At 76.5% G+C, this 24,829-nt stretch carries 19 protein-coding genes and 1 pseudogene; 9 read left to right on the forward strand and 11 right to left on the reverse strand.

What is annotated here, in order from left to right:
- Positions 1–384 precede the first annotated feature (384 nt).
- The 4 genes and pseudogenes from HNR12_RS04835 to HNR12_RS04850 all read right to left on the reverse strand — a co-directional run bounded on the left by HNR12_RS04835 (position 385) and on the right by HNR12_RS04850 (position 5,552).
- Positions 385–1,386, reverse strand: coding sequence for a DUF5914 domain-containing protein (locus tag HNR12_RS04835; protein ID WP_179766362.1), 1,002 nt, complete (start codon positions 1,384–1,386; stop codon positions 385–387).
- A 266-nt stretch (positions 1,387–1,652) separates the two neighbouring features.
- A pseudogene (locus tag HNR12_RS04840) lies at positions 1,653–2,603 on the reverse strand (phytoene/squalene synthase family protein); the annotation flags it as partial.
- Positions 2,600–4,126 (reverse strand): phytoene desaturase family protein, encoded by a 1,527-nt coding sequence (gene crtI / locus HNR12_RS04845; protein ID WP_179766363.1) that lies wholly within the window; start codon positions 4,124–4,126, stop codon positions 2,600–2,602. The pseudogene HNR12_RS04840 and the gene crtI, both read right to left, overlap by 4 nt.
- A 241-nt stretch (positions 4,127–4,367) precedes the next feature.
- Positions 4,368–5,552: a polyprenyl synthetase family protein gene (locus HNR12_RS04850; protein WP_179766364.1), complete on the reverse strand. Its 1,185-nt coding sequence runs from the start codon at positions 5,550–5,552 to the stop codon at positions 4,368–4,370.
- A 181-nt stretch (positions 5,553–5,733) separates the two neighbouring features.
- Here HNR12_RS04850 and HNR12_RS29425 point away from each other — a divergent pair, with 181 nt between their 5' ends.
- Positions 5,734–6,633 carry a diacylglycerol/lipid kinase family protein gene (locus tag HNR12_RS29425; protein WP_338119838.1) on the forward strand — a complete coding sequence of 300 codons (900 nt, stop codon included), beginning with the start codon at positions 5,734–5,736 and terminating at the stop codon, positions 6,631–6,633.
- A gap of 200 nt (positions 6,634–6,833) precedes the next feature.
- Positions 6,834–7,955, forward strand: a complete 1,122-nt coding sequence (locus tag HNR12_RS04860; RefSeq protein WP_179766365.1) for a baeRF2 domain-containing protein — start codon at positions 6,834–6,836, stop codon at positions 7,953–7,955.
- Between the two features lie 73 nt (positions 7,956–8,028).
- On the opposite strand, the gene HNR12_RS04865 is transcribed toward HNR12_RS04860, so the two are convergent.
- On the reverse strand, positions 8,029–10,848 hold the full coding sequence (locus HNR12_RS04865; RefSeq protein WP_179766366.1) for a tetratricopeptide repeat protein: 2,820 nt from the start codon (positions 10,846–10,848) through the stop codon (positions 8,029–8,031).
- A 482-nt stretch (positions 10,849–11,330) separates the two neighbouring features.
- Positions 11,331–13,370 carry a phenylacetic acid degradation bifunctional protein PaaZ gene (gene paaZ, locus HNR12_RS04870; RefSeq protein WP_179766367.1) on the reverse strand — a complete coding sequence of 680 codons (2,040 nt, stop codon included), beginning with the start codon at positions 13,368–13,370 and terminating at the stop codon, positions 11,331–11,333.
- 131 nt (positions 13,371–13,501) lie between these two features.
- On the opposite strand from paaZ, the gene paaA reads away from it, so the two are divergent.
- The 6 genes from paaA (at position 13,502) to HNR12_RS04900 (ending at position 18,309) form a co-directional block, all read left to right on the forward strand.
- On the forward strand, positions 13,502–14,458 hold the full coding sequence (gene paaA / locus HNR12_RS04875) for a 1,2-phenylacetyl-CoA epoxidase subunit PaaA (protein WP_179766368.1): 957 nt from the start codon (positions 13,502–13,504) through the stop codon (positions 14,456–14,458).
- Complete coding sequence (gene paaB, locus HNR12_RS04880; protein WP_179766369.1) at positions 14,455–14,775, forward strand: 1,2-phenylacetyl-CoA epoxidase subunit PaaB; 321 nt, start codon at positions 14,455–14,457, stop codon at positions 14,773–14,775. Before paaA ends, paaB begins: the two co-directional genes overlap by 4 nt.
- A gap of 16 nt (positions 14,776–14,791) precedes the next feature.
- Positions 14,792–15,727, forward strand: a complete 936-nt coding sequence (gene paaC, locus HNR12_RS04885) for a 1,2-phenylacetyl-CoA epoxidase subunit PaaC (RefSeq protein ID WP_179766370.1) — start codon at positions 14,792–14,794, stop codon at positions 15,725–15,727.
- On the forward strand, positions 15,721–16,248 hold the full coding sequence (gene paaD, locus HNR12_RS04890; protein ID WP_372451108.1) for a 1,2-phenylacetyl-CoA epoxidase subunit PaaD: 528 nt from the start codon (positions 15,721–15,723) through the stop codon (positions 16,246–16,248). The genes paaC and paaD overlap by 7 nt, the downstream gene beginning before the upstream one ends.
- A 1-nt stretch (position 16,249) precedes the next feature.
- Positions 16,250–17,335 (forward strand): 1,2-phenylacetyl-CoA epoxidase subunit PaaE, encoded by a 1,086-nt coding sequence (gene paaE, locus HNR12_RS04895; RefSeq protein WP_179766371.1) that lies wholly within the window; start codon positions 16,250–16,252, stop codon positions 17,333–17,335.
- A gap of 143 nt (positions 17,336–17,478) precedes the next feature.
- Positions 17,479–18,309, forward strand: coding sequence for an SAM-dependent methyltransferase (locus HNR12_RS04900; protein WP_179766372.1), 831 nt, complete (start codon positions 17,479–17,481; stop codon positions 18,307–18,309).
- Positions 18,310–18,387: 78 nt separating this feature from the next.
- Here the strand turns inward: HNR12_RS04900 and HNR12_RS04905 are convergent, their stop codons facing one another.
- Positions 18,388–18,717: a histone-like nucleoid-structuring protein Lsr2 gene (locus HNR12_RS04905; RefSeq protein WP_179766373.1), complete on the reverse strand. Its 330-nt coding sequence runs from the start codon at positions 18,715–18,717 to the stop codon at positions 18,388–18,390.
- Between the two features lie 255 nt (positions 18,718–18,972).
- On the opposite strand from HNR12_RS04905, the gene HNR12_RS04910 reads away from it, so the two are divergent.
- Complete coding sequence (locus HNR12_RS04910; protein ID WP_179766374.1) at positions 18,973–19,710, forward strand: HAD family hydrolase; 738 nt, start codon at positions 18,973–18,975, stop codon at positions 19,708–19,710.
- A 978-nt stretch (positions 19,711–20,688) separates the two neighbouring features.
- Here HNR12_RS04910 and HNR12_RS04915 read toward each other — a convergent pair.
- The 4 genes from HNR12_RS04915 to HNR12_RS04930 all read right to left on the reverse strand — a co-directional run bounded on the left by HNR12_RS04915 (position 20,689) and on the right by HNR12_RS04930 (position 24,153).
- Positions 20,689–21,978, reverse strand: coding sequence for an ArsR/SmtB family transcription factor (locus tag HNR12_RS04915; RefSeq protein ID WP_179766375.1), 1,290 nt, complete (start codon positions 21,976–21,978; stop codon positions 20,689–20,691).
- A gap of 160 nt (positions 21,979–22,138) precedes the next feature.
- Entirely contained in the window at positions 22,139–22,747 is a 609-nt protein-coding gene (locus HNR12_RS04920; protein ID WP_179766376.1) for a cysteine hydrolase, read from the reverse strand.
- A 93-nt stretch (positions 22,748–22,840) separates the two neighbouring features.
- On the reverse strand, positions 22,841–23,146 hold the full coding sequence (locus tag HNR12_RS04925; RefSeq protein ID WP_179766377.1) for a GNAT family N-acetyltransferase: 306 nt from the start codon (positions 23,144–23,146) through the stop codon (positions 22,841–22,843).
- 95 nt (positions 23,147–23,241) lie between these two features.
- Complete coding sequence (locus HNR12_RS04930) at positions 23,242–24,153, reverse strand: LLM class flavin-dependent oxidoreductase (protein WP_179766378.1); 912 nt, start codon at positions 24,151–24,153, stop codon at positions 23,242–23,244.
- Positions 24,154–24,829 lie beyond the last annotated feature (676 nt).

Consider the following 24,829-nt stretch of genomic DNA (forward strand, 5'->3'; position numbering starts at 1 on the left):
GAGAACTGACGGCGGCCGAGGCCTGAGTGCCGATAATCGCCGCTGCCCTGCACGGCATTTCCGGGTCCTTTCCCGAGGCGTTTTACTGCGCCCCGGACACACGCCAGGAGGGCGCACGACGACGGGTCAACGCATTCCGAATCCTTGCCGTGGCCCGGATTCGGACACCGGCCCGGGAGAGACGAAACCGCAGCACACAGCCGAAATGACGCCCTTTATCCGCATGCGGCGACCGTCTTCCGTTGACACCGCCTGACGCTTTCCGCGCACATGCGGCCGGAAATAAAAACGGAAACAGGACACCAACAGCGCGGGAAAACGGAATGAACCCGCCGGATTTCCCGGAGAAAGCGGCGAGGCCGTTCGCGCGACCGCGCCGCGGAGCTACCCGGGCCACCGGCCCGTGGTGCGCAGCAGGTAGCGGCGTTCGGCGTAGGCGAGGTCGTCGCGCCACAGGCGGCGGGCCGCCAGGCGCATGAGAGGGCGGACCAGCGGCGCGGCGCGGCGGGCCAGGGCGAATCCGGCGCGCTCGGAGGCGGCGATCGCGGCCTCGATGACGGCGGTGCGCGCCACGCCCGCGCGCACGCCCAGCGGGCTGGCGTGGGTCTCGACCACGCTGCCCTCCCCCTCCCCCTCGATGATCCGCATGACCACGGTGCGCGGCTCGGGGCACTCGAACGCGGCCCGCACCGGTACGCCCCACCGGCCGGCGACCTTGAAGGCGACCTCGGCGACGAACCGGTCGGGGTCGGGGTCCGGGCCGGCGGGCGTCTCGGTCACCCGCAGCCCCACGAACGAGTAGGGGTGGAACCAGGACCCGTGCCAGGGGTCGAGCCGGTTGGCCACGACGTCCTCCGGCTCGCAGGCGCCCGCCGTGCTCTCCACCGCCGCGATCACGTTGGCCCCGGCCGGGCGGGGGCCGATCACCGGCCGGGGCAGGGGCTCCTCGCCGCCGGCCCGGTCCAGCCGGACCCAGGCGAGCACGCCGTCGTCGTAGGCCGGGAAGGGCGCCCATCCGGCGAACCCGTCGCCGCCCAGCGACAGCCCGTGCCAGCGGCACACCAGGCGGCCGCCCGCCACCTCGCCCCGGCACAGCGGGGCGCCCAGGTGCGGGCAGGCGCCGGGCGCGGCGTGCAGTTCGCCGCGGGGGCCGCGCCAGGCCACGATCTCGGTGCCCGCGATGACGCGCCCGAAAGGGCGGCCGGGGCGCACCTCGGCGCTGGCGGCGAACACGAACCAGTTGCCCGACGGGCGCGCCTGCGCCCGCTTGAGAGCGGCGTCGATCACCCCGGGCGCGGCCTCGCGCCAGGTGGAGGTGCGCGGCCGCATCAGCGAGCGCGGCAGGCGGCGCAGGGCGAAGCGGGTCGGTGCGGGGTCGAGGGTCATTCCGGAGGCTCCTTCGCGGTCGGGGTCTCCGCGCCGCCGCCCGGACGCGGCGCGGAGCCGGTGCGGCCTTCGGCGGCGCGCGGCGGCGGCACGGCCGGACCGCCGGGCGCGGGAGCGCGGTGCGCCCCGCAGCGGTCCTCCCGGGGCGCCCGCTCCCCGTCGGGGCCGGTGCGGGTTCGGGGCGCCTTCGCGCGCTCCCGCCCCCGGGCGCGCTCCTGCTCGGCAGCGGTGCGCCGGCGCGGCACCCGCGGCAGGCCCGCATCGGCCGTCCGGCGCCGCCGCGCCGCGCCCGCCCGCGCCGCGGCGGCGCGGCCCAGGGCCGGGAGCGCCACGCGCAGCCGCCGCGCGGTGGGGACGCGGTGGCGGCGGGTCCACACGTCGTAGTCGGCCGCCTCGATCTCGTCGAGGATCCCCCGGTAGAGCCGCAGCGCGGTCGCGATGCAGGGCCGCGCCACCGGGTCGAGCATCGCGCAGCCGGGTTCGGCGACGCGGTAGACGTCGCGGTTGAGGCGCGCCATCTCGGCGAGCGCCGCCCGCACGCGCGGGTCCTGGGTGCGGGTGCGGCGGCAGCGCTCCAGCAGGCCGCGGTCGGCGCCGTGGGCGGCGAGCACGTCGGCGGGCAGGTAGACCCGGCCCCGGTCGAGGTCCTCGGCGACGTCGCGCAGGAAGTTGGTGAGCTGGAAGGCCTCGCCCAGCGCGGCGGCGTGCGGCGCCGCCCGCTCGGGCGGAACCACGGTGCCCAGGACGGGCACCATCTGCAGGCCGATGACCTGCGCCGACCCGTACATGTAGCCGCGCAGGTCGGCGTAGGTGGCGTAGTGGTCGACGGTGAGGTCGGCGCGCATGGAGCCCATGAAGGCGGTGAAGTGCCCGGAGGGGATCGCGTGGCGCCGGGCGGTGTGGGCGAGCGCGGCGACGACGGGCTCGCGGGCCGCCGCGCCCGCGAGCGCGGCGCGCAGGTCGGCCTCCACGGCGTCCAGGCGCGCCAGGCGCTCGGCCGTGGTCGCGGCTACGCCGAGGTCGTCCACCACGTCGTCCACCCAGCGGGCGAACCCGTAGAGGGCGTGCACCGACGGCCGGCGGTCAGGCGGCAGGACGCGGGTGGCCAGGTAGTAGGTGCGCCCGTGGCGGGCGTGCAGCGCCCGGCACCGGGCGTAGGCCGCGCGCAGGGCGGGATCGCCGATCCCGGCGGCGTCGAGTTCGGAGGCGGTGCTCACCGGCGGCCCCCTCGTGCGCCCACGGCCGCGGCTCCCGCGATGCGGGCGGCGGCGAGCTTGCCCGAGACCACGGCGGTGGGCAGCCCCACCCCCGGGGTGGTCCCGCAGCCGGCGAGCACGGCGTTGGCGGTGCCGGCCACGAGGTTGCGCGGGCGGAACGGGCCGGTCTGGGCGAAGGTGTGCGCGGTGGCGAAGGGGGTGCCGAACGCCATGCCGCGGCGCGACCAGTCCTCGGGGGTGATGAGGTGCTCGGCCACGATCGCCGAGCCGAACCCGGTGAACCCGCGCCGCTCCAGGACCTCCACCAGGTGGTCGCGGTAGGTGGGGCCGTGCCGGCGCCAGTCGGCGGGGCCGGTGCGCAGGTTGGGGCAGGGCGCCAGGACCGACAGCAGGTGGCGGCCGGGCGGGGCCAGGCCGGGGTCGGTGGCGGTGGGCCGGGTGATCAGCAGGGAGGGGTCGGACATGGTGCGGCCCCGCCGCGTGATCTCGGTGAAGGTGCCGTGCCAGGCCGCGCCGAAGGACACGGTGTGGTGGGCCAGGTGCGGCCAGGTGCGGTCGGTCCCGGCGTGCAGGACCACGGCCGAGGGCGAGAAGCGCAGGGGCACGGGCCGCCAGGGTGTGCGGCCCAGCAGCCGGTAGGCCATCGGCAGGTCGGGGGTGAGGACGACGGCGTCGCAGGGCACCCGGACGCCGTCGGCGGTGACGGCGGCGGTGACGCGGTCGCCCCGGCGCTCCAGCCGGCGCACGGCGGTGCCGTAGCGCAGCGTGCCGCCGGCCTTGGCCACCGCCGCCGCCATCGCCTCGCCCAGGCGGCGCATGCCGCCCGCGGGGAAGTACACGCCCGCGACGGTGTCCATGTAGGCGATGACGGCGTAGGCGGCCAGGGCCCGCCGGGGCGGCACCCCGGCGTAGAGGGCCTGGAAGGTGAAGAGGCGGCGCAGCCGGTCGTCGGTGAGGAAGCGGCCCACGGCGGGCGCCAGGCGGCCGAAGCCGCCGATGGCGGCCAGCCGCGCGAGTTCGGGGCAGAGCAGGTCGAGGGGCGAGTCGAAGTTGGCGTCGATGAACCGGCGCATCTGCAGCCGGTACAGCTCGCCGAGCCAGGCGCGCAGCCGCAGGTAGCCCGCGGCCTCGGCGGGGCCGGCGACACGGCGGACCTCGGCGGCCATGGCCTCGGCGCCGGTGTGGACGTCGATGCACGAGCCGTCGGCGAACAGGCCCCGGTAGGCGGGTTCCAGGCGGGTCAGCTCCAGGCGCTCGTCGAGGGAGTCGCCCACGGCCGCCAGCGCCTCGTCGACCAGTTCGGGCATGGTCAGCACGGTGGGGCCGGTGTCCAGCCGGAAGCCGTCGACGTCCAGCCGCCCGGCGCGCCCGCCGGGGTGGGGGTCGCGCTCCAGGACGGTCACCGACCGGCCGGCGCCCAGCAGGTGCAGCGCCGCCGACAGGCCGGCCGCGCCCGCGCCCACGACGACGACGTGGTCGGTGGGGCCGGACACGGTGCGCGGGGTGCCAGACCGTGTTGCCATGGGCTCACTTTCCCTCGGGGCGCCGGAGCGGGCGGCGGCGAAGTGCGGGCACCCGACCCGCCTTGCGCGCAACCTTTACCCGCCCGTGCCGAAACCGCACTCCTTACGGGCTCCCCGGCCGGTGCGGGCGGGGACGCCCTGGCACTCCGCCTTTCCGAGCGGGCCCCGCCGAAACGGGCCTTGCGGCCCGACCGCCGTGCGCGCGGCCGGACGCGCCGCCGCCGGGCGGCCTCTGGACCGGTCAGGCGGTGCGGGCGGCCGCCTGGGCGGCGAGGGCGCGCAGGGCCGCGCGGGCGGGACCGGGCATGGGGGTGTCGGCGATGTGCGCCAGGCCGGTGCGGAGCAGGCGGGCGATCCGGGACTCCACCTCGGCGCGGGCGCCGAGGTCCTCCAGCAGCGCGCCCAGACCCCGCACCCCGGACGGGGTGAGCGCCGGGTCGCCCGAGGCCGTCCGCAGGGTGCGCTCCGCTGCGCCGCCGCGCTCGCGGGCGCGGCGCAGGCCGGCCGACCACAGCAGGGTGGGCTTGCCCTCGCGGATGTCGTCGCCGACGGGCTTGCCCGTGGCCGCGGGGTCGCCGTAGACGCCGAGGAGGTCGTCGCGCAGCTGGAACGCCGTGCCGATGGCGGTGCCGTACCCGCGCAGCGCCCGCACCAGGCCGTCGTCGGCCCCGGCCAGGGCGGCGCCCAGATGCAGCGGGCGCTCCACGCTGTAGGCGGCGGTCTTGAGCCGGTCCACGCGCAGGGCGGTGGCGGGCGCGGTGTCGCCGCTGGCCTGGGCGCGCAGGTCCAGGAACTGGCCGGCGATCAGCTCGGTGCGCACGTGCCGCCAGGGGGCGCGCGCCCGGCGGCCGGCGCCCAGCCCGGCCGCGGCCTCGGTGAACAGGTCCTCGGCCCACGCCAGGGCGAGGTCCCCGGCCAGCACGGCCACCGACTCGCCGTAGCGCCCCGCCCGGCCCGCCCACCCCCGCTCGGCGTGCTCGCGCGCGAGCGCGGCGTGCAGCGCCGGACGGCCGCGCCGCAGCGCCGACCCGTCCATGACGTCGTCCTGGACCAGGGCGCAGGCGTGCAGCAGTTCCAGGGCGGCGGCCGCGCGCAGCGCCGCCCGCGCCCGCGGGCCGCCCGCGGCTCCCCCGGCCGCGCGCCAGCCCCACCACGCGAAGGCCGGCCGCAGCCGCTTGCCCCCGGTGAGCGTGAAGTCGGCGAGGCGCCGCACGACCTCGTCGGCGAACTCCGCGGTGTCGGCGGCGCGGACGTCGGCGGACCGCTCGGCGAAGAACTCCCGCAGGCAGGCGGTCACGGCCGCGGCGACGGCGGTGTCGGCGCCCGCACCGCCGCCGTCCGGCCCCTGCGGCGCGCCGTGTGCGGCGGGCCGCCGGGCTCCGCCGGCCGCCGCGTCCTCGTGGTGGTTCGCCGCCTTTCGCCTCATACCGCACTAGTTTCAGGATTCACGCACGGTAAACCTCGCCCCGGCCGGCCGCGGCCCCGCGCCGGCGGCCGGCGGGGGCGCCCGCGCTCCGGCGCGCCTCCGCCGGATCGCGTAGGTTGCGTGGTGAAGCGCGCCTCGGACAGTCGCGGGCGCGTCGAGCGAACGGAGCGGTGCCATCCTCATCGTCACCAACAGCGAGGCCGGCAGCGCCCAGGCCGACCGCCTGCAGGAGGCCATGGCGGAACTGGGCGGCAACCCCGAACTGGCCTGGGTCTCCTCGCCCGGGGAGCTGGACGAGGCCCTCGACCGCGGCCACGACACGGTCGTCACCGCCGGCGGCGACGGCAGCCTGCACGCGCTCGCCAACGCCCTGCACCGGCGCGGTGAGCTGGGCGAGCGCACCGCCGGGCTCATCCCCATGGGCACCGGAAACGACTTCGCGCGCACCATCCGCATGCCGCTGGAGCCCCGCGAGGCCGGGGCCGCGCTGCGCGACGCCGTGGCGCGCCCGCTGGACCTGATCGAGGACGACACCGGCGGCATCACCGTGAACGCCGTGCACCTGGGCGTGGGCGCCGACAGCACCCGCGCGGCCTCGCGGTGGAAGCGGCTGCTGGGCCCGGCGAGCTTCCCCCTCGGCGGCGTGATCGCCGGGTTCGCCGCGCGCGGCTACCGGCTGCGCGTTGAGGCCGACGGCGAGATCATCATCGACACCAACCACAAGGTGCTCATGGTGGGCCTGGGCAACGGCAAGTTCATCGGCGGCGGCGCGGCCCGGTTCGCCCCCGACGCCCTGCCCGACGACGGCATGATCAGCCTGGTGGTGTCGCGCTCGCGCGGGTTCACCAAGCGCGCCGTCCACGCCGTGCGGCTGCACCGGGGCACCCACCCGCTGGAGGTCGACGTGCACTACCGCCAGGCGCGGCGGGTCAGCGTCAGCGGCGAGCCGTGCTCGGCCAGCGACGACGGCGAGCTCACCGACGACATCACCGCCCGCACCTGGCGGATCCGGCCGCGAGCCTGGCGCTTCCTGGTGCCGCGCGCCTTCGCCGACCACGCCGGAGCCCCGCCCGCGCCCTGACGGCGGGCCGCCGCCCCGCCGGGTTCGCGCGGCGTGGGGCGGTTAACCGCGCGCACCTGTGGTAGCCGCCTCCTCCAGGAGTCCCACGCAGCGTCCCGGGTTTCCCGGCGCGGGGTCCGCCCTCCGGCCCGCCGCGCCGCCGGGAACTGCCCAGACCTCCGGCCGGAGGCGACCGGAGCGAACGGAAGGAGCCCGCACCCATGGATCTGACGTTTCTGCAGAAGGCGTACCGGGTCTCCTCCCCCGTCGCGTCGGTGTACATCAACGTCTCGCGCGACAGCGCCGACGCCGAGCACGCCGTCGGCCTCCGGTGGCGGGAGGCGCGGTCGGAACTGCGCTCCCAGGGCGCCGACGAGGACACGCTGCGCGCGCTGGACGGCGTCGTGGGCCGCAGCGACGGCGGCTCCGGCGCGCAGGGCCAGGTGGCCTTCGCAGGCGGGGGCGAGGTCGGTTTCGACGCGCTGGTGGCGGCGCCGCCCCAGGACTACGCCGTCCGCGTGGGCCCGCTGCCCGACCCCCTCCCCTACCTGCGCAACCGCGGCCGGCGGGTCCCCCACGTCGCCGTGCTGGCCGACAGCATCGGCGCCGACCTCGTGTCGGTCGCCGCGTCGGGGGCGCGCCGCACCGACCGCGTCGAGGGCGGGGACCACCCCACGCACAAGGTCCCCGGAGGCGGCTGGAAGCACAAGCAGATGCAGCGCGCGGTGGAGGAGCAGGTCCTCAAGAACGCGCGCCAGGTCGCCTCGGCCGTACACGAGCGCGCCCAGCGCGACGGGGCCGAGGTGGTCGTCGTGGCGGGCGAGCCCGGCGTGGTGCGCGACCTGGTGGACCACCTTCCCGAGGGCACCCGCGCCCGCACGGTGGAGGCCGAGGCGGGCAGCCGCGCCTCGGGGTCCGACAACGCCGCCTTCGAGCGGGAGCTGGACCGCGTCCTGGAGGAGCACGCCGACGAGGGGCGGCGCCGGGTGGTCGACGGCTTCCTGGAGGGCCGCGGCACCGCCGACCGCGTCACCGAGGGCCTGGAGGCGGTCGTGGCCACGCTGCAGCGCGGCCAGGTCGACACGCTGCTGTGGTCGGCCGGCGCCGATTTGCGCGGCGAGCGGCTGTGGAGCGACCCCGAGGGCGCGCGGATCGCGCTGACCGAGCGGGAGCTGCTCGACCTCGGCGCCGAGGAGGCCCTGGAGGAGGACGCGGCGCCCGTCCTGGTCCGCGCCGCCGCCCAGACCAACGCCGAGCTGGTGTTCGTGCCCGAGGACAAGGTGCGCCTGGAGGGCGGTGTCGGGGCGCTGCTGCGGTTCTCCGACCCCAGCCTGCCGACGTGACGCCCCCGGTGATCCGCGCGGGGCGCGCCGCCCGCGGCGGAGGCGCCCCGCGCCGCGGGGGCCCGGTCCCGGCCTAGGCCTCCTCGCCCCCGAAAGGCCGCAGCCGGCGGCGGGGGTCGTCGCCGATGATGGTGCTGCGGACGTGGTACACCTCGTCGAGCAGGGCGCGGTGGACGATCTTCTTGGCGTGGCCCTCCCGGGCGCGTTCCAGGGCGAGGTCCAGTTCGGCCCTGGCCCCGCGGTAGTCCCCGGCCTGGCCCAGGATCTTGCCCAGCAGGACCTGGGTGCGCAGCAGGCCCGACAGGTTGCTCAGCCGCTCGTAGCCCGCCTTGGCGCGCTCGGCCTTGTCCCGCGCCTCGGCGGCGCGCCGGGCGTTGAACAGCTCCTGTGCGGTGTGGCGCAGCGCCCGCGCGTGCCACCACCAGTCCTCCAGGGCGGCGAACCCCTCGGCCGCCGCCTCCATGACCTCCCGGCCCCGGTCCGGGTCGGTCCGCATCAGCAGCTCGCCCAGGATGAGCCGGGTGCGGTGGCTGCCCCAGGCGTCGCCCGCCCGGCGCAGCAGGTCGTCGGCCTCCTCGACGCGGGCGACGGCGGCCTCGTGGCTCCACTCGGCCCGGTCCGCCGCGAGGCGGCGGGCGGCCGCTCCGGCGGACCACCGGGGCCGCCCGCCGACGACGCGGACGTAGACGGGCCAGTTCTCCGTGCCGAGGGCGCGCTCCGCGGCCGCGTGCAGGCCCCGGCTCCAGGCCCGCTCCAGCTCGGCCCGGCGCCGCTCGGACACCGGCTTCTCCAGCGTGCTGCCGCTGAAGTAGCGCTCCCAACCGGCCCGGCGCGCCTGCTCGGCGCCGGGGTCCAGCAGCAGGTCGCACGCGTCGTACTGGTCGCGCAGCCGGATCGGGTCCAGGCGGCCCATGGTGCGCAGGCACCGGGCGCGGTACCAGTCGGCGCCGCCGGTGGCCTCCAGGGTGTCCAGGACGTCGCGCAGGATGAGCCAGGCCCGCAGGTCCTGCCCCAGGTGCCCCAGGACCTCGCCCAGCAGCAGCCCGGCGTTGGCCGCCTGGTCGGTGTCGCCGTGGGCCGCCGCCTCCGCGCGGGCGGCGACGAGGTGCTCCTGCGCGCGCTCGAAGTCGCCGCGGAACCGGTACAGCTCGCCCAGGTTGCACAGGGTGCGGGCGTGCCAGCGGCCCTCGCGGCGCTCGCCGAACACCCGAGCGGCCCACACCAGTTCGCTCTCTCCCTCGTCGCGGTCGCCGCGCCGGTAGAGGTTGACGCCGATGGCGCGGGCGGCGCGGGCCTGCCAGCGCACGTCGCCGCCGGCGAACTCGTCGCGCGCCCGCCGCGCGAGGCCGACGGCGTCGGTGTGGCGGCCCTGGCTGCCGGCGAACTCCGCCCGGTCCAGCAGCGAGATCCCGTGGGCCAGCCGGTCGCCCAGGGCGAGGGCGTGGGCGGAGCAGCGGTCCAGGGCCTCGCCCCAGTCCTGCCAGTAGACCCGCCCGGCCCGGCACAGCGCGGCGATGGCGCGGGCCAGCCGCCAGGCCGCGGCGGTGGCGCCGCGGCTCTCGGCGAGGGTCAGGCAGGCCCGCAGGTTGTGCCGCTCGGACTCGAACCAGGTGTCGGGGCGCTCGGGCACCCGCAGGTCCAGGCCGGGGTCGGGGGGCGCCGAGGGCACGTCGGGCTCGGTGAAGCCCCACTCCTGCGGGGCGCGGGTGCGCGCCGCCTCCTGGGCCAGCCACACATAGCCCGCCAGGAGCCGGTCGACGGAGCGGGTCAGGGAGCGCGCCGACCAGCGCAGCAGCTCCGGACGCGGCACGCCCAGCGCACGCGCGTCGTTGCCCTGGAGGATGGTGCGGACGTCGGCGTCGAGGGCGTAGCGGAACCGGCCGTCGGCCTCCTCGTTCAGCCGCTTGAGGAGGTAGCGGTCGCACAGCCCGTCCAGCAGCGTCCGGGCGTCGCGGGTGCCCACCCCCAGCAGCGCGGCCGCCGACCACGGGGTGTAGCTGCCGAGTCCGACCCGGGCGAACCGGCTGAGCAGCAGCCGCTCGGCGGCCGTGCACTCGGCGAACGCCTCGGCGAAGGCCGCGGTGACCCCGGCCGGTCCCAGAAGCACGGTGTTGCGGTCGCTGCGCAGTTCGGCCAGGAGCTGCTCGGGCCGCCAGCCGCCGCGGTCGCGCAGCCGCGTGCCGCAGAAGGAGATGGACAGCGGGTGGCCCTGGCACTGCTCGGCGATCTCGCGCAGCGCCTCCGGCGCGAAGTCGGCCGCGCGCTCGCCGGCGATCCGCCGCAGCAGCTCGGCCCCCTCCTCGGGCGTGAGCGGGCCCAGCGGGTAGTGGCGGTAGTGCCGGGCGCCGTGCCGGGCCGCGTCGGCCAGGGCGTCGCTGCTGGTGATCAGCACGGCGTTGCGCGGGCCCTCCGGCAGCAGCGGCCTGATCTGCTCGAAGTCCCTGGCGTCGTCGAGCACGACGAGCAGGCCGCGCCTGCGGGTGGCGGCCTTCCACGCCGCGCTCAGCGCCTTGACGCCGAGGTCGTCGCGCTGCGGGGGCTCGTCGACCAGGCGCAGCATCTCGGCCAGCACCTTCTCGGGGTGGCGGGGCCTGCGGCGGGGCGGCGCGAAGGGCTGCTCGCGGTGGCCGGGGTGCCGGCCGGCCTCGACGGGCGGTTCGGGGCCGCCGTTGAGGACCTTGGCCAGCCAGCCGTCGGCGAAGCGGTGCTCCAGGCGCTGGACGAGGTGCAGCGCCAGTTCGCTCTTGCCCAGGCCCCGCCCTCCGGTGACGGCGATGATCAGCGGGTCGGTGGAGTTGCGGCCCGGTACGCCCGCGAAGTGCTCCTCGACGTCCCGTTCGACGGCCGCGATGACGTCGGCGCGCCCGGCGAAGTAAGGGCTGGCGTAGGACATGTCGTCGCGCTCGGCCAGGCGCTCGGGGGCCGCGGGCCCCGGCGCGGCCGGCGGCGGATCGGCCGGGGGTCCAGCATCCGCGTGCGGATCAGCTCGTTGACCGTGCCCAGGACGCCGGAGAAGGCGCCGGCGGCCGCCACCAGGAGCAGGGGCGCCTGGGGCAGGAAGTCGCCCACCACGGCCAGCGCGCCGGCGCACGCCCCCACCGCGGCAAGCACGCCCACGAGCCACCACCGGATGCGCGGTCCGGTCCGGTCGGCCGCACCGGCCCTCGTCTTCACCGGCATCGGGGGTCTCTGCGCTCCTGTTCGGCTGTGGGGGTCTCGCGCCCGGCCGTGGGGTGCGGTCCGGAGGGACCTCATGGTCGGCCCCCGCGGCGCCGGTGTCCATGCCCGCGGGTGTTCGGACCGGCGGAGTTCACCGGGTCTTCACGTCGGAGGCGCGGCCCGGCGCCCCGGGGAGCGGGCGGGGCGCGGGGGCGCTCACCCGGCCGGGTCCTCCTTGGCGACGAGCGTGAGCACATCGTAGGTCGCCACGGTCTCTCCGTCACCGTTGCGCACGACCGCGTCCCAGCGCACCTCGCCGTAGTCGGCTCCGGCGCGCGGGGTGATCTCCTTGGCGGTGAGCTCGACCGCGATGCTGTCGCCCGCCTTGACCGGGGTGCGGAAGCGGAGGTTGTCAACGCCGTAGTTGGCCAGAACCGGCCCCGGCGCGGGGTCCACGAACAGCCCGGCGGCGAGCGACACCACGAGGTAGCCGTGGGCGACGATCCCGCCGAAGAGGGGGTTGGCCGCCGCGGCCTCGGGGTCGGTGTGGGCGTAGAAGGTGTCGCCGGTGAACTCCGCGAAGTGGGCGATGTCGTCCAGGGTGACCGTGCGCGGCGCCGAGGAGACGGTGTCGCCGATCCGCAGCCGCGCCAGGCTCTTGCGGAAGGGGTGCTCGCCGGTGGCGCGGCGGTGCGCGCCCGTGGTCCAGCGGCCGGTGACGGCGGTGAGCATGTCGGGCGAGCCCTGCACAGCGGTGCGCTGCATGTGGTGCAGCACCCCGCGCACCCCGCCCAGCTCCTCGCCGCCGCCGGCGCGGCCCGGGCCGCCGTGGACCAGGACGGGCAGCGGGGAGCCGTGGCCGGTGGACTCCTCGGCGCAGTCGCGGTCCAGCACCAGGATGCGGCCGTGCCAGGGCGCGCACCCCAGCACCACCGCGCGGGCCACGGCGGGGTCGCGGGTGACGACCGACCCCACCAGGCTGCCGCGCCCGCGCGCCGCCAGGGCGACGGCGTCCTCGACGGTGCGGTAGCCGATCACCGTGCTGACGGGGCCGAACGCCTCGACGTCGTGGGGCTCGGCGGCGCCGGTGCGGGCGCGCAGCAGGACGGGTGACACGAACGCGCCGCGCTCGCGGTCGGCGCCGTGGAGCGCGCCGCGGTCGGGGTCGCCGAAGGCGGTGTCGGCGCCGGCGCGCAGGGCGGCCAGGGCCGCGCGGACCTCGGTGCGCTGGTCCTGCCCGGCCAGGGGCCCCATGTCGACGCCGGGGTCGGCGGGGTCGCCCACCACCACGGCGGCCAGCCGCTCGGCCACCGCCGCCACGACGTCCTCGACGCGGTGCTCGGGCACCAGGGCGCGGCGGATGGCGGTGCACTTCTGCCCGGCCTTGACGGTCATCTCGGTGACCAACTGGTCGACGTAGAGCGCGAACTCGGGGTCCTCGGGCGCGACGTCGGGCCCCAGCACCGAGCAGTTGAGGGAGTCGGCCTCGACCTGGAGCCGCACCCCGCCCGCCACCACGGCGCGGTGGGCGCGCAGCAGCGCGCCGGTGGCGGCCGAGCCGGTGAAGGCGACGGTGTCCTGGGGGCCGAGGTGGTCCAGCAGCCCTTCGGGACCGCCGGCCAGCAACTGCAGCGCCCCCTCGGGCAGCAGGCCCGACTCCACGACGCGCCGCACGACGCGCTCGGTGAGGTAGGCGGTGGGCGCGGCCGGCTTGACGACGGTGGGCAGCCCGGCGAGGAAGGCCGGCGCGAACTTCTCCAGCATGCCCCACACCGGGAAGTTGAAGGCGTTGATCTGCACGGCGACCCCGGGCCGTGAGGTGTAGACGTGCTGGCCGGCGAACGTGCCCCCGCGGCCGAGCCGCTCGGTGCGGCCGTCGAGGTAGACGGTGTCGTCGGGCAGTTCGCGCACGCCCCGGCTCGCGTAGCTGAACAGGGTGCCCAGCCCGCCGTCGACGTCGAAGGCGTTGTCGCGCGCGGTGGCGCCGGTGCGGTGGGACAGCGCGTGGAACTCCTCGGTGAACCCGGTGAGGTGCTTGGCCAGGCTCTTGAGGATGGCGGCGCGCTCGTGGAAGGTGAGCCCCCGCAGGGCGGGACCGCCCACGCGGCGGGCGTACTCCACCATTCCGGCCACGTCCAGGCCGGTGCCGGACAGCCGCGCCACGGTCTCGCCGGTGGCGGCGTCGGTGAGCGGCCGGCCCTCGTCGGCCGCGCGGAACCAGGTGCCCTGCGCGTAGCTCTCCAGTAGTGCGCCCACGGCCGCAGTCCTCTCGCTCAAGCCCGATGCGCCCCTGCCGGCGCCCTTCATTGCGCCCCCGGCCCCGCATCGTGCACACTATTACAGACCGATCGGTCAGTAAATGATCCGGCGCGATCCCGGGAGGGGCCATGACGGCACCGGCCGCACCCGACGAGGCGGAGCTGAACGCGGACTTCGAGGCGGTGATCGCCGCCCAGGAGCGGATCGAGCCGCGCGACTGGATGCCCGAGGGCTACCGCCGCACGCTGATCCGCCAGATCGCCCAGCACGCCCACTCCGAGATCATCGGCATGCAGCCCGAGGGCAACTGGATCTCGCGCGCGCCCTCGCTGCGGCGCAAGGCCATCCTGCTGGCCAAGGTCCAGGACGAGGCCGGGCACGGGCTGTACCTGTACTCGGCGGCCGAGACCCTGGGCGCCGACCGCGCCGACCTCACCCGGCGGCTGATCACCGGGGCGCAGAAGTACTCCTCGATCTTCAACTACCCCACGCTCAGCTACGCCGACGTCGGCACCATCGGCTGGCTGGTCGACGGCGCCGCCATCTGCAACCAGGTGCCGCTGTGCCGCAGCTCCTACGGCCCCTACAGCCGCGCCATGATCCGCATCTGCAAGGAGGAGTCCTTCCACCAGCGCCAGGGCTACGAACTGCTGATGACGATGATGCGCGGCACCGACGCCCAGCGCGCCATGGTCCAGGACTCCGTGAACCGGTTCTGGTGGCCCTCGCTGATGATGTTCGGCCCGCCCGACTCCGACTCCCCCAACACCGCCCGGTCGATGGCCTGGGGCATCAAGCGCCACACCAACGACGAGCTGCGGCAGCGCTTCGTGGACATGACCGTGCCCCAGGCCGAGGCGCTGGGGGTCACGCTGCCCGACCCCGACCTCGCCTGGAACCCCGAGCGCGGGTCCTACGACTTCGGCGAACCCGACTGGGCCGAACTGCGCGCGGTCATCGGCGGCGACGGCCCCTGCAACGCCCAGCGGCTGGCGCACCGCCGCCGCGCACACGAGGACGGCGCCTGGGTGCGCGAGGCCGCCGCGGCCTACGCCGCCCGCACCGCCGCGGAGGAGGCGCCGTGACCCCGGACCCCCGCGAGCCCCGCGAGTCCCCCACGGCCGGAGACTGGCCGCTGTACGAGGTGTTCGTGCGCGGCAAGCGCGGCCTCAACCACGTGCACGTGGGCTCGCTGCACGCCGCCGACGACACCATGGCGCTGCGCAACGCCCGCGACGTCTACACCCGGCGCAACGAGGGGGTCAGCATCTGGGTGGTGCGCTCAGCGTTGATCACCGCCTCCAGCCCCGAGGAGAAGGACCCCCTGTTCGCGCCCGCCGGCGACAAGGTCTACCGGCACCCGACCTTCTACACCATCCCCGCCGACGTCCCCCACATGTGAGCCGGGTGAGCCGCCGATGACGCCGCACGACGCCACCGGGGACCAGGAGTCGGTCTACGCCGGGCTGCTCGGCGACACCGACGCGTCCCACTGGGCCTTCGGCACCGGGTTCGACGACCCGCTGGCCGGGGTGGACACCGCCGTGCCCGAGGGCGTGGACCGCGCCGACCTGGCCGCCTACTGCCTGATGCTGGGCGACGACGCCCTCGTTCTGGCCCAGCGCCTTGCCGAGTGGTGCAGCCGCGCGCCCGAGCTTGAGGAGGACGTCGCCCTGGCCAACATCGCACTGGACCTCCTGGGCCAGGCGCGCCCGCTGCTGGCGCGCGCCGCCCAGGCCGACCCCGGCGCGGTCCCGGTGCTGCCGCCCGGGTCGCCCGCCCCGCCCGAGGACGCGCTGGCGTTCTTCCGCGACGAGCCGGGGTTTCGCAACGTCCGGCTGGTCGAGACCGCCAACGGCGACTTCGCCCGCTCCACCGTGCGGCTGCTGCTGTTCTCGGTGTGGCGGCTGGCCCTGCTGGAGCGGCTGCGCGGCTCCCGCGACCCCGTCCTGGCGGCGGTGGCCGCCAAGGGCGTCAAGGAGGTCGCCTACCACCGCGACCACGCGGCCCGCTGGACGGTGGTGCTGGCCCAGGGCACCGAGGAGTCCCGCCGCCGCGTGGGCGCCGCCCTGGAGGCGGTGTGGCCCTACCGCGACGAACTTTTCACCGCCCACCCGGTGGAGCGCCGCATGGCCCGCGCCGGCATCGGCCCGGACCCCGCGGACCTGCGCGCGCCCTGCGCGGCGGTGCTGGAGGAGGTGTGGGCGGCCGCCGGCCTGGCCCCGCCCGAGGTCCCCGGCCTGGCCCGGGTCGGCGGGCGGGCCGGCCGCGACGGCGTGCACACCGAGGAGCTGGGCCGGCTGCTGGCCGAGATGCAGTCGGTCGCCCGCGCGCACCCCCTGGGGTCGTGGTGAGCGCGGCGCGGGGCCCCGAGGCGGCGGCCACGGCCCGCGCCCGCCGCGCGGCGGCGGCCGTCACCGATCCCGAGCTGCCCATGCTGACGCTGGCCGACCTGGGCGTGCTGCGCGAGGTCGCCGCCGACGCCGAGGGCGGGGTGGACGTCGCGCTGACCCCCACCTACTCCGGCTGCCCGGCGATGGCGGCCATGCGGGCCGACGTGGTGCGGGCGCTGAAGGCCGCCGGGTTCACCGAGGTGCGGGTGCGCACCGCCCTGCACCCGCCCTGGACCTCCGACTGGATCACCGAGCGGGGCCGGCGCCGGCTGGCCGAGCACGGGATCTCCCCGCCGGGCCCGGCTCCCCGCCACGGCGGCCCGGTGCCGCTGTCGCTGGTGCCGCGCCGCCGCGCCCTGCGCTGCCCCCGGTGCGGTGCCCGGGGCGCGGAGCTGACCTCGGAGTTCGGCGCGACCGCCTGCAGGGCGCTGTACCGCTGCGCCGCCTGCGGCGAGCCGTTCGAGCACGTGAAGGAGATCTGACGTGAGCGCCGTCGTGTCCGGTGCGCGGCGCCGCGCACCCGTCTTCCACCCCCTGCGGGTGGCCGCCGTCGAGCGGCTGTGCCCCGACGCCGCCGCCGTGACCTTCGACGTCCCCGCCGAGCTGGCCGGGGAGTTCGCGTTCGCGCCGGGCCAGTCGGTCACCCTGCGCCGCCGGGTCGGCGGGGTGGAGCACCGGCGGACCTACTCCGTGTGCGCGCCGGCGGGCGGCCCGCTGCGCATCGGCGTGCGCGAGGTGCCCGGCGGCCTGTTCTCCTCGTGGCTGGTGCGCGAGGCCGCGCCCGGCGACACGGTGGAGGCCGCCCCGCCCTCGGGCGCGTTCCGCGCCGACCCCGCGGCCCCGGGCAACCACCTGCTCATCGCCGCGGGTTCGGGGATCACGCCGGTGCTGTCCATCGCGGCGTCGGTGCTGGCCGACCCCCGGTCCCGGGCCACGCTCGTCTACGCCAACCGCACCAGCGCCACGGTGATGTTCGCCGAGGAGCTGGCCGACCTCAAGGACCGCCACCGCGACCGGTTCCACCTGGTGCACGTGCTCTCCCGCGAGCCGCGCGAGGCCGAACTGCTCTCGGGGCGGCTGGACCCCGACCGCCTGCGCCGGCTGCTGGCCGCGCTGGTGCCGCTCGCGGCGACGGACCACGTGTGGCTGTGCGGGCCCCTGCCGCTCATCGAGGGCGCCCGCGCGGTCCTGGCCGAGGCCGGCGTTCCCCCCGAGCGGGTGCACTTCGAACTGTTCTACGTGGACGAGCCGCCCCCGCCTCCGCGCCGCGCGGCCGAGGACGCGCCGGGCACCGCCGGCCGCCTCACCGCGCTGCTGGACGGGCGTTCCACCACCGCGCCGCTGCCGCCCGACCGCACCCTGCTGTCGGCCGCCCAGGCGGTGCGGGCCGACCTGCCGTTCGCGTGCCGGGGCGGGGTGTGCGGCACCTGCCGGGCGCGGGTGACCGCCGGCGAGGTCGACATGCGCCGCAACTACGCGCTGGAGCCCGCCGAGGTCGAGAAGGGGTTCGTGCTCACCTGCCAGTCCTACCCGCGCAGCCAGGACGTGGCGGTCGACTACGACGCCTGACCCGGCGCCCGCGCGGCGGGCGGGGGTCGCGGGCGGGTCGGCGGGGCCGGAGGCGCGGACGGCGCGGCCGTGCGCGCCGGAGCCGCGAAGGCCCTACGATGTTCCGCACCACCCCACACCCCCCGAACGGTGAAGGACCCCCCATGTCCGACGAACGCGCCGCGGCGGCCGGAAGCGCGTGGCCGCCCCCGAGCATGGACTTCAGCAGGCCGACCATCGCCCGCGCCTACGACGCGCTCCTGGGGGGCAAGGACAACTACGCGGCCGACCGCGCCCTGGCCGAGTACGCCGCCCAGCACATCCCCGGGCTCAAGGACTCCGCGTGGGAGAACCGCAGGGTGCTGGTGCGCGGCGTGCGCCACCTGGCCGCCGAGGCCGGGATCGACCAGTTCCTCGACCTGGGCAGCGGGCTGCCCACCGTGCAGAACACCCACGAGGTCGCCCAGGGCGTCAACCCCGACGCCCGCGTGGTCTACGTGGACATCGACCCGCTGGTGACCGTGCACGGCCAGGCGATCCTGGCCGAGAACGCCAACACGGGGGTGTTCACCGCCGACGTCCGCGAGCCCGAGAAGGTGCTGGACCACCCCGAGGCGCGCCGCCTGCTGGACCTCGACCGGCCGATGGCGCTGATGCTGGTGGGCATGCTGCACTACCTCTCCCCCGACGTGGTGGACGAGGTGGTGGGCACCTACCGCGAGCGCCTGGCGCCGGGCAGCTACCTGTTCATGACCTCGCTGGTGGACACCGGCCTGCCCGCCCAGCAGGAGCTGGCCCGGATCACGCGGGAGAGCCTGGAGGAGGGCTGGGCGCGCACGCCCGAGGAGATCGCCCGCCACTTCGGTGATTTCGAACTCGTCGAGCCCGGAGTGGTCTACACCGCGCTGTGGCGGCCCGACGGCCCCGTGGACCCCGGCCGGCTCACCCCCGGAGAACAGCTCGGGATGGCCGGAATCGCGCGAAAGACGCAGTGAAACCCCAATGGAGGCGGGCCCGGGGGCCCGCCTCCATTGGGTCGGGTTCTGTCGGTCTGAGTCGCGGCGGACCCGCGCTCAGTGAGCGGCCTCATATTCCGCCACGATGTCCGCGGGAATGCGCCCGCGGTCGTTAATCCGCTTGCCGGCCTGCTTGGCCCAGGACCGGATCTCGGCGGCGCGCTGGCCGCTGTCGGCGGTTTTGCGCCGCGGCCGACCGGGGCGGCTGCCCTGGGAGGTCTTGCGGGCGCTGTCCAAATACGGCGACAGGGTCTCGCGCAGCTTTTTCGCGTTGGCGGAACTGAGATCGATCTGGTAGCTCCTGCCGTCGAGGCCGAACTCGACGGTCTCCTCGGCAGTGCCGCCGTCCAAGTCATCGACAAGCAGGACTTCAACCTTCCGAGACATGGCGGTACCTCAGATCTACTCAATCGGCGCTGCTGGATTCGCGTCGGTGGGGACCACTATAGGAAATCCAACGCAAAAATCAAACAAGGCCGTCTTTCTCTTTGTTCCGGTTTTTTCGGAGTATTCATTGACCTGAACCCGGCCGCGCCCGCCGCTTCCCCGGCCCATCCCGCCCGGTCGCGCGTATCGGCCGCGCCGTATCCTGCTGGGCGGCGGACCGCACGGCGCCGCCAAAGGCCGGATGATGGGAGAGGCATGGCGGTGACGCCGGAGGCCCGCGGGGCGGCCGAGGCCGACGCGGCCGAGAGGGCCGGAAGCACGGAGGCGGCGGTGGCGCCGCGCGCGGTCCTGTGGGACATGGACGGCACGCTGGTGGACACCGAGCCGCTGTGGGGCGTCGCGCTCGACGAGGTCGCCGCCGAACTCGGCCGCCCCCTGGACCAGGCCGTCCGCGACGCGATGACCGGTACCGACGACCGCACCACCATGCGGATGCTGGCCGAGTACACCGGTGTCGCGGTGACCGGCGCGCGACTGGACGCGCTCCACGAGCGGATCGTGGACCGTGTCACCGGCGTCCTGCGGGACTCGGTGCCCGTGCTGGAGGGCGCGGTGGAGGCGGTGCGCGGCGTGCGCGCGGCGGGGGCGGCCACGGCGCTGGTGACCTCCTCGCCCCGCAAGGTCACCGAGGTCGTGCTGGAGGCGCTCGCGGGCGCGGAGTTCGACGCCGTGGTCACCGCCGAGGACGTCGAGCGGCGCAAGCCCGACCCCCTGCCCTACCTGCTCGGCGCCGAACTGCTGGGAGTGGCGCCCGGCGACTGCTGGGCGGTGGAGGACTCCCCCAGCGGCGCGGAGGCGGCCGAGCGCGCCGGCTGCCGGGTCCTGCTGGCACCCGGGGCGCTGCCCACCGCCCACGGCCCCGGCCGTACCCGCCTGGCGGCGCTGAGCACACTGGTCGGCCTGGCCGAGGCGGCGGCGAGGCCGGTGACGTGAGGTGAGCAGCCGCGTCCGAACGGGCAACGGCGCCGGCGGGGGAACGGAGCCGGCGGAGTCAGTTGCGGAGGCATGAAGGCGGCGGCCGGGGGCTCCGGGGCCGGCAGGCGGCCACCGGTACGCCGGCGCTCACCTCGGACCGCGGGGAGAGCGGTGGCGGAGGGCCGGGCGGGGCGGACGGCGCACCCAAGGCCCCCTCTCAGCAGCGGCGAGGACAGCGGGCGCCGGGCCAGGCGCACGACGCCGCCCCCAATGCCGTAACAAGGCGCCGACGGGGCGGCGACGGTGACCGGGGCCCGGATACGCGGCCACCGGGCCTGGAGGCACTGGCATTCGGCCCCGGCGCCCCGCGCCCTCGCATCGCGGCGCGCCGGAAGGACGCGGCTACGCGCGACGGCCTCGCTCCGTTCGCCGTGTCCGGGGCGCCGATGCGGCTGGAAAGCGCACCACCGCCCACCACGTCTCACATGTTGAGACGAATACAAGCCACCGACCGGTGATCTCGCCTTCTCAGCACGCGCACCGACCGGTAATGCGAGATTGGCGGCCAAACAATCCGACATAATTCGCGAAACCAGACACGATATTTACCCACGTCTCACATACTGAGACCAGCGGCAGCGAAACGCCCCCGCCGCACCTCTGTACAGACCGGAAAATCCAGCCGGAGTAACAAACAAGCGTGCTGGATAACCGCAAAAGTGAAAAAACGCCCGCCAGGCTACTCAACCGGGCCATCTCGGCACACGCGCCGTCCCGCCTCGTTGTCGGCCCACCGCTGTCCGGCCGGCGCCACGCACTCCAAGCCCCGACACCCGCCCGCCCGGCCACCGGCCGCCCTCGGCGCCCCGTAACGACCTCATCCCCCGCCCGAGCACCGATCCCCGCCAATGCCGCTGCGGGCCGGGAGGCCGTTTCGGCCTGCTTCCGGACTCCTTCGGTCCGGCCCGCCCTGCGCTGCGGCCGGCCCACAGGACGTCAGCGGTGGCCGTGCAGCAGGCGGAAGCCGAGTTCGGTGACGCGGTGGCACACGGTGTTGCGTTCGCGGTGGCTGGCCACCAGCCCCGAACCGCGCAGCACGGTGGTGTGCTCACTGGCCGAGGCGGGCGAGATCTCCAGGCGCTGCGACAGCTCGGTGGTGGTGCAGCCCTCGGCCAGGGCCTCGAAGACCGCCGCCCGGGTGCGGCCCAGCAGCTTCTCCAGGGCGGCCCGCCGCTGCGGCTCCAGCGACGTGCGCAGGGGGACCAGCGCGGTGTGCACGGCCGGGTAGACCACCACGACCGCCTGGAGCGGGTCGCGCAGGGCGATGGGATAGCGCCGGCAGAAGTACGACGGCACCAGGTGCAGCGGGCGCCCGCCGAGCCGGAGGTCGCGGTGCAGCGGGTAGGGGATCTCCAGGATCGGGCCCCGCCACCGCGCCGAGCGGCGCAGGGGCGCGGGCAGCGGCACCGGCCCGCCCGTGTCCCCTCCGGCGGGCTGGGCCGCCCGGCCCGCCCCGAGGGCGCCGGTGCCCGTGCCCACGGCCGCCGCGGTCGTCCCGACCGCGCCGCGCACGCCCCTCTCCCCCGCCGCACCCGCCGGCGCCGCCGCCACCCGCGCCGCGGGCACGCGGCCGGGCGTGCGGACCCGCCCGGTGCGGACTCCCGCGCGCCCGCCGGCCCGCGGCGCGGACCGCGTGCCCGGCACGGCGCGGACCCCGGCGTCCGAAGGCGGCGCGGACGCGGCCGCCGGGCGGCCCGGCGCCGGACGGCGGGGTGTCGGGGCCAGGTTCTCGGCGATCAGCGCCGTGCGGGCGTCCCACTCGGCGGCCAGGGCGAGGTCGAAGTAGGCGCGCACGGCCTCGGCCAGCGGCCCCAGCGCGGCGGGCCCCTCGCGCAGCAGCCCTCGCGCGGTGGCGCCGCGCTCGGGGTCGTCCTGGCGGGCCAGCAGGTGGAGGTCGCGGCGGAAGCGGTCGGGGGGCGTGGCGCGCAGCGCGGCCAGCCCGGCGTCGAGGCCGCCGGGGCCCTCGGTTCCGGCGGGGTGGCCGGTGCCCGCGCCCAGCGGGGTGAGGAAGTCGGGCGAGTAGCCCTCGGGCGGCGCGAGGGCGGCCAGCCGGCGCATCGGCTCGGTCATGTCGCGCCGCACCCGCGCCCGCCAGCGGTCGTGTCCGGGGTCGGCGAAGGGGTCCTGCAGGGTGTGCAGGCTGAGCAGGACCTCCCACATGGCGTCCGGCCGCGCCGCGCTGTGGACGGGTTCGGGGCGCGCGGGGTCGAAGTGGATGCGCAGCATGGTTCCTCCCGTGGCACGGCCGGCGCGGCGCCGGGGTCGGCCCCCCGAGCCGACCGGCCGGACCAGGCGCCGCTACCGTCCGTGTTCGCTTACCGGCCCATGGTAGGGGCGGTCCGCTTGCAACCCGGTTGCGGATCGCTTGGGCCGGGCGCGGGGAACCTCAGCCGGTCACCCGGGCCAGCGCCTCCTCGGCCGTCAGGCACCCGGCCGTGGTCAGGTCGAGGTTGGCCAGGGACGCGGCGTGCACATCGGGGTCGGCGGCGGCGGTGCAGTCGGCGATCACGTGCACGGTGAAGCCGAGGTCGGTGCCGTTGCGCGCGGTCTGCTCGACGGTGAGGTTGGTGGCGACACCGGTCACCAGGAGTGTGTCGACCCCCATGGCCGCGAGGCGGTCGGGCAGGTCGGTGGCGGCCAGGCCGGAGAGCCGCTGGCCGTCGGCGACGACGTCGCGCTCCTCCAGAGCGGCCATCTCGGGGATCAGCAGGCTGCCGGGGGCGTCGGGGCGGAAGCTCTCCTGGGCGTCGCCCACCGCCGCCATGAAGGCGGTGTTGCGGACCAGGGCGCCCTCGCCCTCGGGGATCACGAAGCGGGTGAACACGATCGGGAGGCCGGCGGCGCGGGCGCGGGCGTGGAAGCCGACGGCGCGGCCGACCACCCCGCTGTGCCGCACGGGCTCGCTCAGCATGCCGCCGAAGAACCCCTCGGGCCGGATGACGTTCACCTGCCAGTGCAATGCGAGCACGGCGGCCCGCTCGGTTGCGATGGTCATGGCGGTGATCCTGCCACCGCCCTTCCGGGTGCCGCGCGGCACCCCCCGATTGCGCGGTGTGCGCGCTGTTCGGGGGTGCCGCCGCCGCGCGCGTCAGTCGGAGACGCGGCTGGGCCTGCCCTTGTAGACCATGTCGGCGTAGTCGGGGTGGCGCTGGATCCAGCCCTTCACGAACGGGCAGAGCGGCAGCACCGACCGGCCGCTGCCGCGGACGTGGTCGAGCGCGCCGCGCACCAGCGCGCCGCCGACGCCCTTGCCCTCGTAGGCGGGATCGACCTCGGTGTGGGTGAAGACGATCATCTCGTCGGTGAGCATGTACTCGGCGAACCCGGCGACCTCGTCGCCGGTGCGGGCCTCGTAGCGCTTGCGCTCGGGCGCGTCGCTGACCGCCACGTCCATGGTTCCTCCTGCGCTGGTGGGTGGTGTGCTCAGTGTGCCGGGTGTCCCGGGTGCCGGGCGGGCGCGGGGCCGCCGGCGGGGCGTCCGGGTGCCCGCTACCCCGATGCGGAGCCGCGATGGCGGGCGACGCCGTCCCGCACGGCGGGGGCGACCTCGGCGGCGAAGACCTCCACCTGGGCGGGGTCGTCTCCGGGGGGCGCGAACACGAAGGTGTCCATACCGTGGTCGAGGGCGAGGGCGGTCAACTCGTCGATCCAGCGCTCGGGCGGGCCGTGGAGGAACGAGCCGGGGCCGCCGCCGGAGGCGGTGATCTCCCCTATCACGTTGTAGACGCGGCGTACGGCGGCGGGATCGCGCCCGGCCTCGCGGGCCGCGGTGTCGATGCGGTCGCTCATCTCGCCCAGGCGCTCCGGGGGGACGTAGGCACTGGAGGGCACCCAGCCGTCGGCGGCGCGGCCGGTGAACTCCAGCAGGCGCGGTCCGTAGACGCCCAGCCAGACGCCGATGGGGTGGGCGGGTGCGGGGCCGGGCTTGACCCCGGCGAGCCGGTAGTGGCGGCCGTCGTAGCGCACCGACCGCTCGCCCGACCACATCAGCCGGACGACGTCGACGGCCTCGCGCAGTGCGGCGGCGGCCTCGCCGGGGGTTCGGGCGGGGCCGCCCATGGCGTCGACGGCGGTCCAGAAGCCTCCGGCGCCCAGACCGAGTTCGAACCGGCCGCCGGAGAGCAGGTCCAGGCTGGCGGCCGCCTTGGCCAGGACGGCGGGCGGGCGCAGCGGGAGGTTGGCGACGTCGGGGAAGACGCGGACGCGCTCGGTGCGCGCCAGCAGGGTGGCCATCAGCGCCCAGGTGTCGAGATGGCGGCGCTGGTAGGGGTGGTCCTGGACACCGATCAGGTCGAGGCCGGCGCGGTCGGCGAGCTGCGCCAACTCCAGGGTCTGGGTCAGGCGGTCGGCGTCGGGCGCAGGGAAGACGCCGAAGCGCAGGTCCTGTCCGTAGTCGGGCATGGCCGCTCCTCTCGCTGCGGTCGCCGCCGCGCGGCGCGGGGCGCGCCGTCGGGCGCGCCGCGGGGTGTGCCGTCCCGGCCGAGTCTGCCAAAGACCGGACGTTTCGGGCGGGCGGCGCGGCGGCGGAGCCCTCGTGCCACCGCAAGGGGCCCCACGCCCACCCCGATCGGGCGGGGGACAGAGCGGAGGACGGCCCGAGGCCGAACCCGCGGCCCCCGGCCTCCGGGGACCGCACGGGGCGCCCGACACACCGCCGTGCCGCCCACCGAACCCCACCCGCTTCGGACCAACCGGTCGCGGGGACGCGGGGCGGCGGCGCCGGGCGCCGCCGCCGGACATGGAAAAGGAGGCACCGCTCGCGCGGGCGCCTCCCGCGGCTCCTCCCCTCCAGTGGAGCCGCCCGGTCGCCGGGCACCGCCGGACACCGCTACGCGGACCGTGCGGACCGCGACTCGGCGCTCGTTCGACCGCAAAGCGGACGGACGGGCATCGAGCGGACGATCTCGGCTTCCCGGGAAGATGATACAGACGCATCGGTCTGCGCGCAGGCCCGGGACCGCCCGTATTTCGGCCGGTTTCGGCCGCGCTCCTAAGGTGTTCTCGCAAGCCCGGTAACAGGCCGCCGCCGGGCGTGTCCATCGGGCGACCGCGCACGCGCGCCCCCTCCCTCGTCCGG

This window comes from Streptomonospora nanhaiensis (genome assembly GCF_013410565.1).
Classification (GTDB): Bacteria; Actinomycetota; Actinomycetes; order Streptosporangiales; family Streptosporangiaceae; genus Streptomonospora; species Streptomonospora nanhaiensis.

Excerpts from the sequence above, each read along its gene's own strand:
- HNR12_RS04835 (WP_179766362.1), bottom strand. The coding sequence starts at position 1,386 with ATGACCCTCGACCCCGCACCGACCCGCTTCGCCCTGCGCCGCCTGCCG.
- HNR12_RS04915 (WP_179766375.1), bottom strand. The coding sequence starts at position 21,978 with ATGCTGCGCATCCACTTCGACCCCGCGCGCCCCGAACCCGTCCACAGC.
- HNR12_RS04850 (WP_179766364.1), bottom strand. The coding sequence starts at position 5,552 with ATGAGGCGAAAGGCGGCGAACCACCACGAGGACGCGGCGGCCGGCGGA.
- HNR12_RS04860 (WP_179766365.1), top strand. The coding sequence starts at position 6,834 with ATGGATCTGACGTTTCTGCAGAAGGCGTACCGGGTCTCCTCCCCCGTC.
- HNR12_RS04920 (WP_179766376.1), bottom strand. The coding sequence starts at position 22,747 with ATGACCATCGCAACCGAGCGGGCCGCCGTGCTCGCATTGCACTGGCAG.
- paaC (WP_179766370.1), top strand. The coding sequence starts at position 14,792 with ATGACGCCGCACGACGCCACCGGGGACCAGGAGTCGGTCTACGCCGGG.
- HNR12_RS04930 (WP_179766378.1), bottom strand. The coding sequence starts at position 24,153 with ATGCCCGACTACGGACAGGACCTGCGCTTCGGCGTCTTCCCTGCGCCC.
- HNR12_RS04925 (WP_179766377.1), bottom strand. The coding sequence starts at position 23,146 with ATGGACGTGGCGGTCAGCGACGCGCCCGAGCGCAAGCGCTACGAGGCC.
- HNR12_RS04900 (WP_179766372.1), top strand. The coding sequence starts at position 17,479 with ATGTCCGACGAACGCGCCGCGGCGGCCGGAAGCGCGTGGCCGCCCCCG.
- crtI (WP_179766363.1), bottom strand. The coding sequence starts at position 4,126 with ATGGCAACACGGTCTGGCACCCCGCGCACCGTGTCCGGCCCCACCGAC.
- HNR12_RS04910 (WP_179766374.1), top strand. The coding sequence starts at position 18,973 with ATGGCGGTGACGCCGGAGGCCCGCGGGGCGGCCGAGGCCGACGCGGCC.
- paaA (WP_179766368.1), top strand. The coding sequence starts at position 13,502 with ATGACGGCACCGGCCGCACCCGACGAGGCGGAGCTGAACGCGGACTTC.
- HNR12_RS04905 (WP_179766373.1), bottom strand. The coding sequence starts at position 18,717 with ATGTCTCGGAAGGTTGAAGTCCTGCTTGTCGATGACTTGGACGGCGGC.
- HNR12_RS04865 (WP_179766366.1), bottom strand. The coding sequence starts at position 10,848 with ATGTCCTACGCCAGCCCTTACTTCGCCGGGCGCGCCGACGTCATCGCG.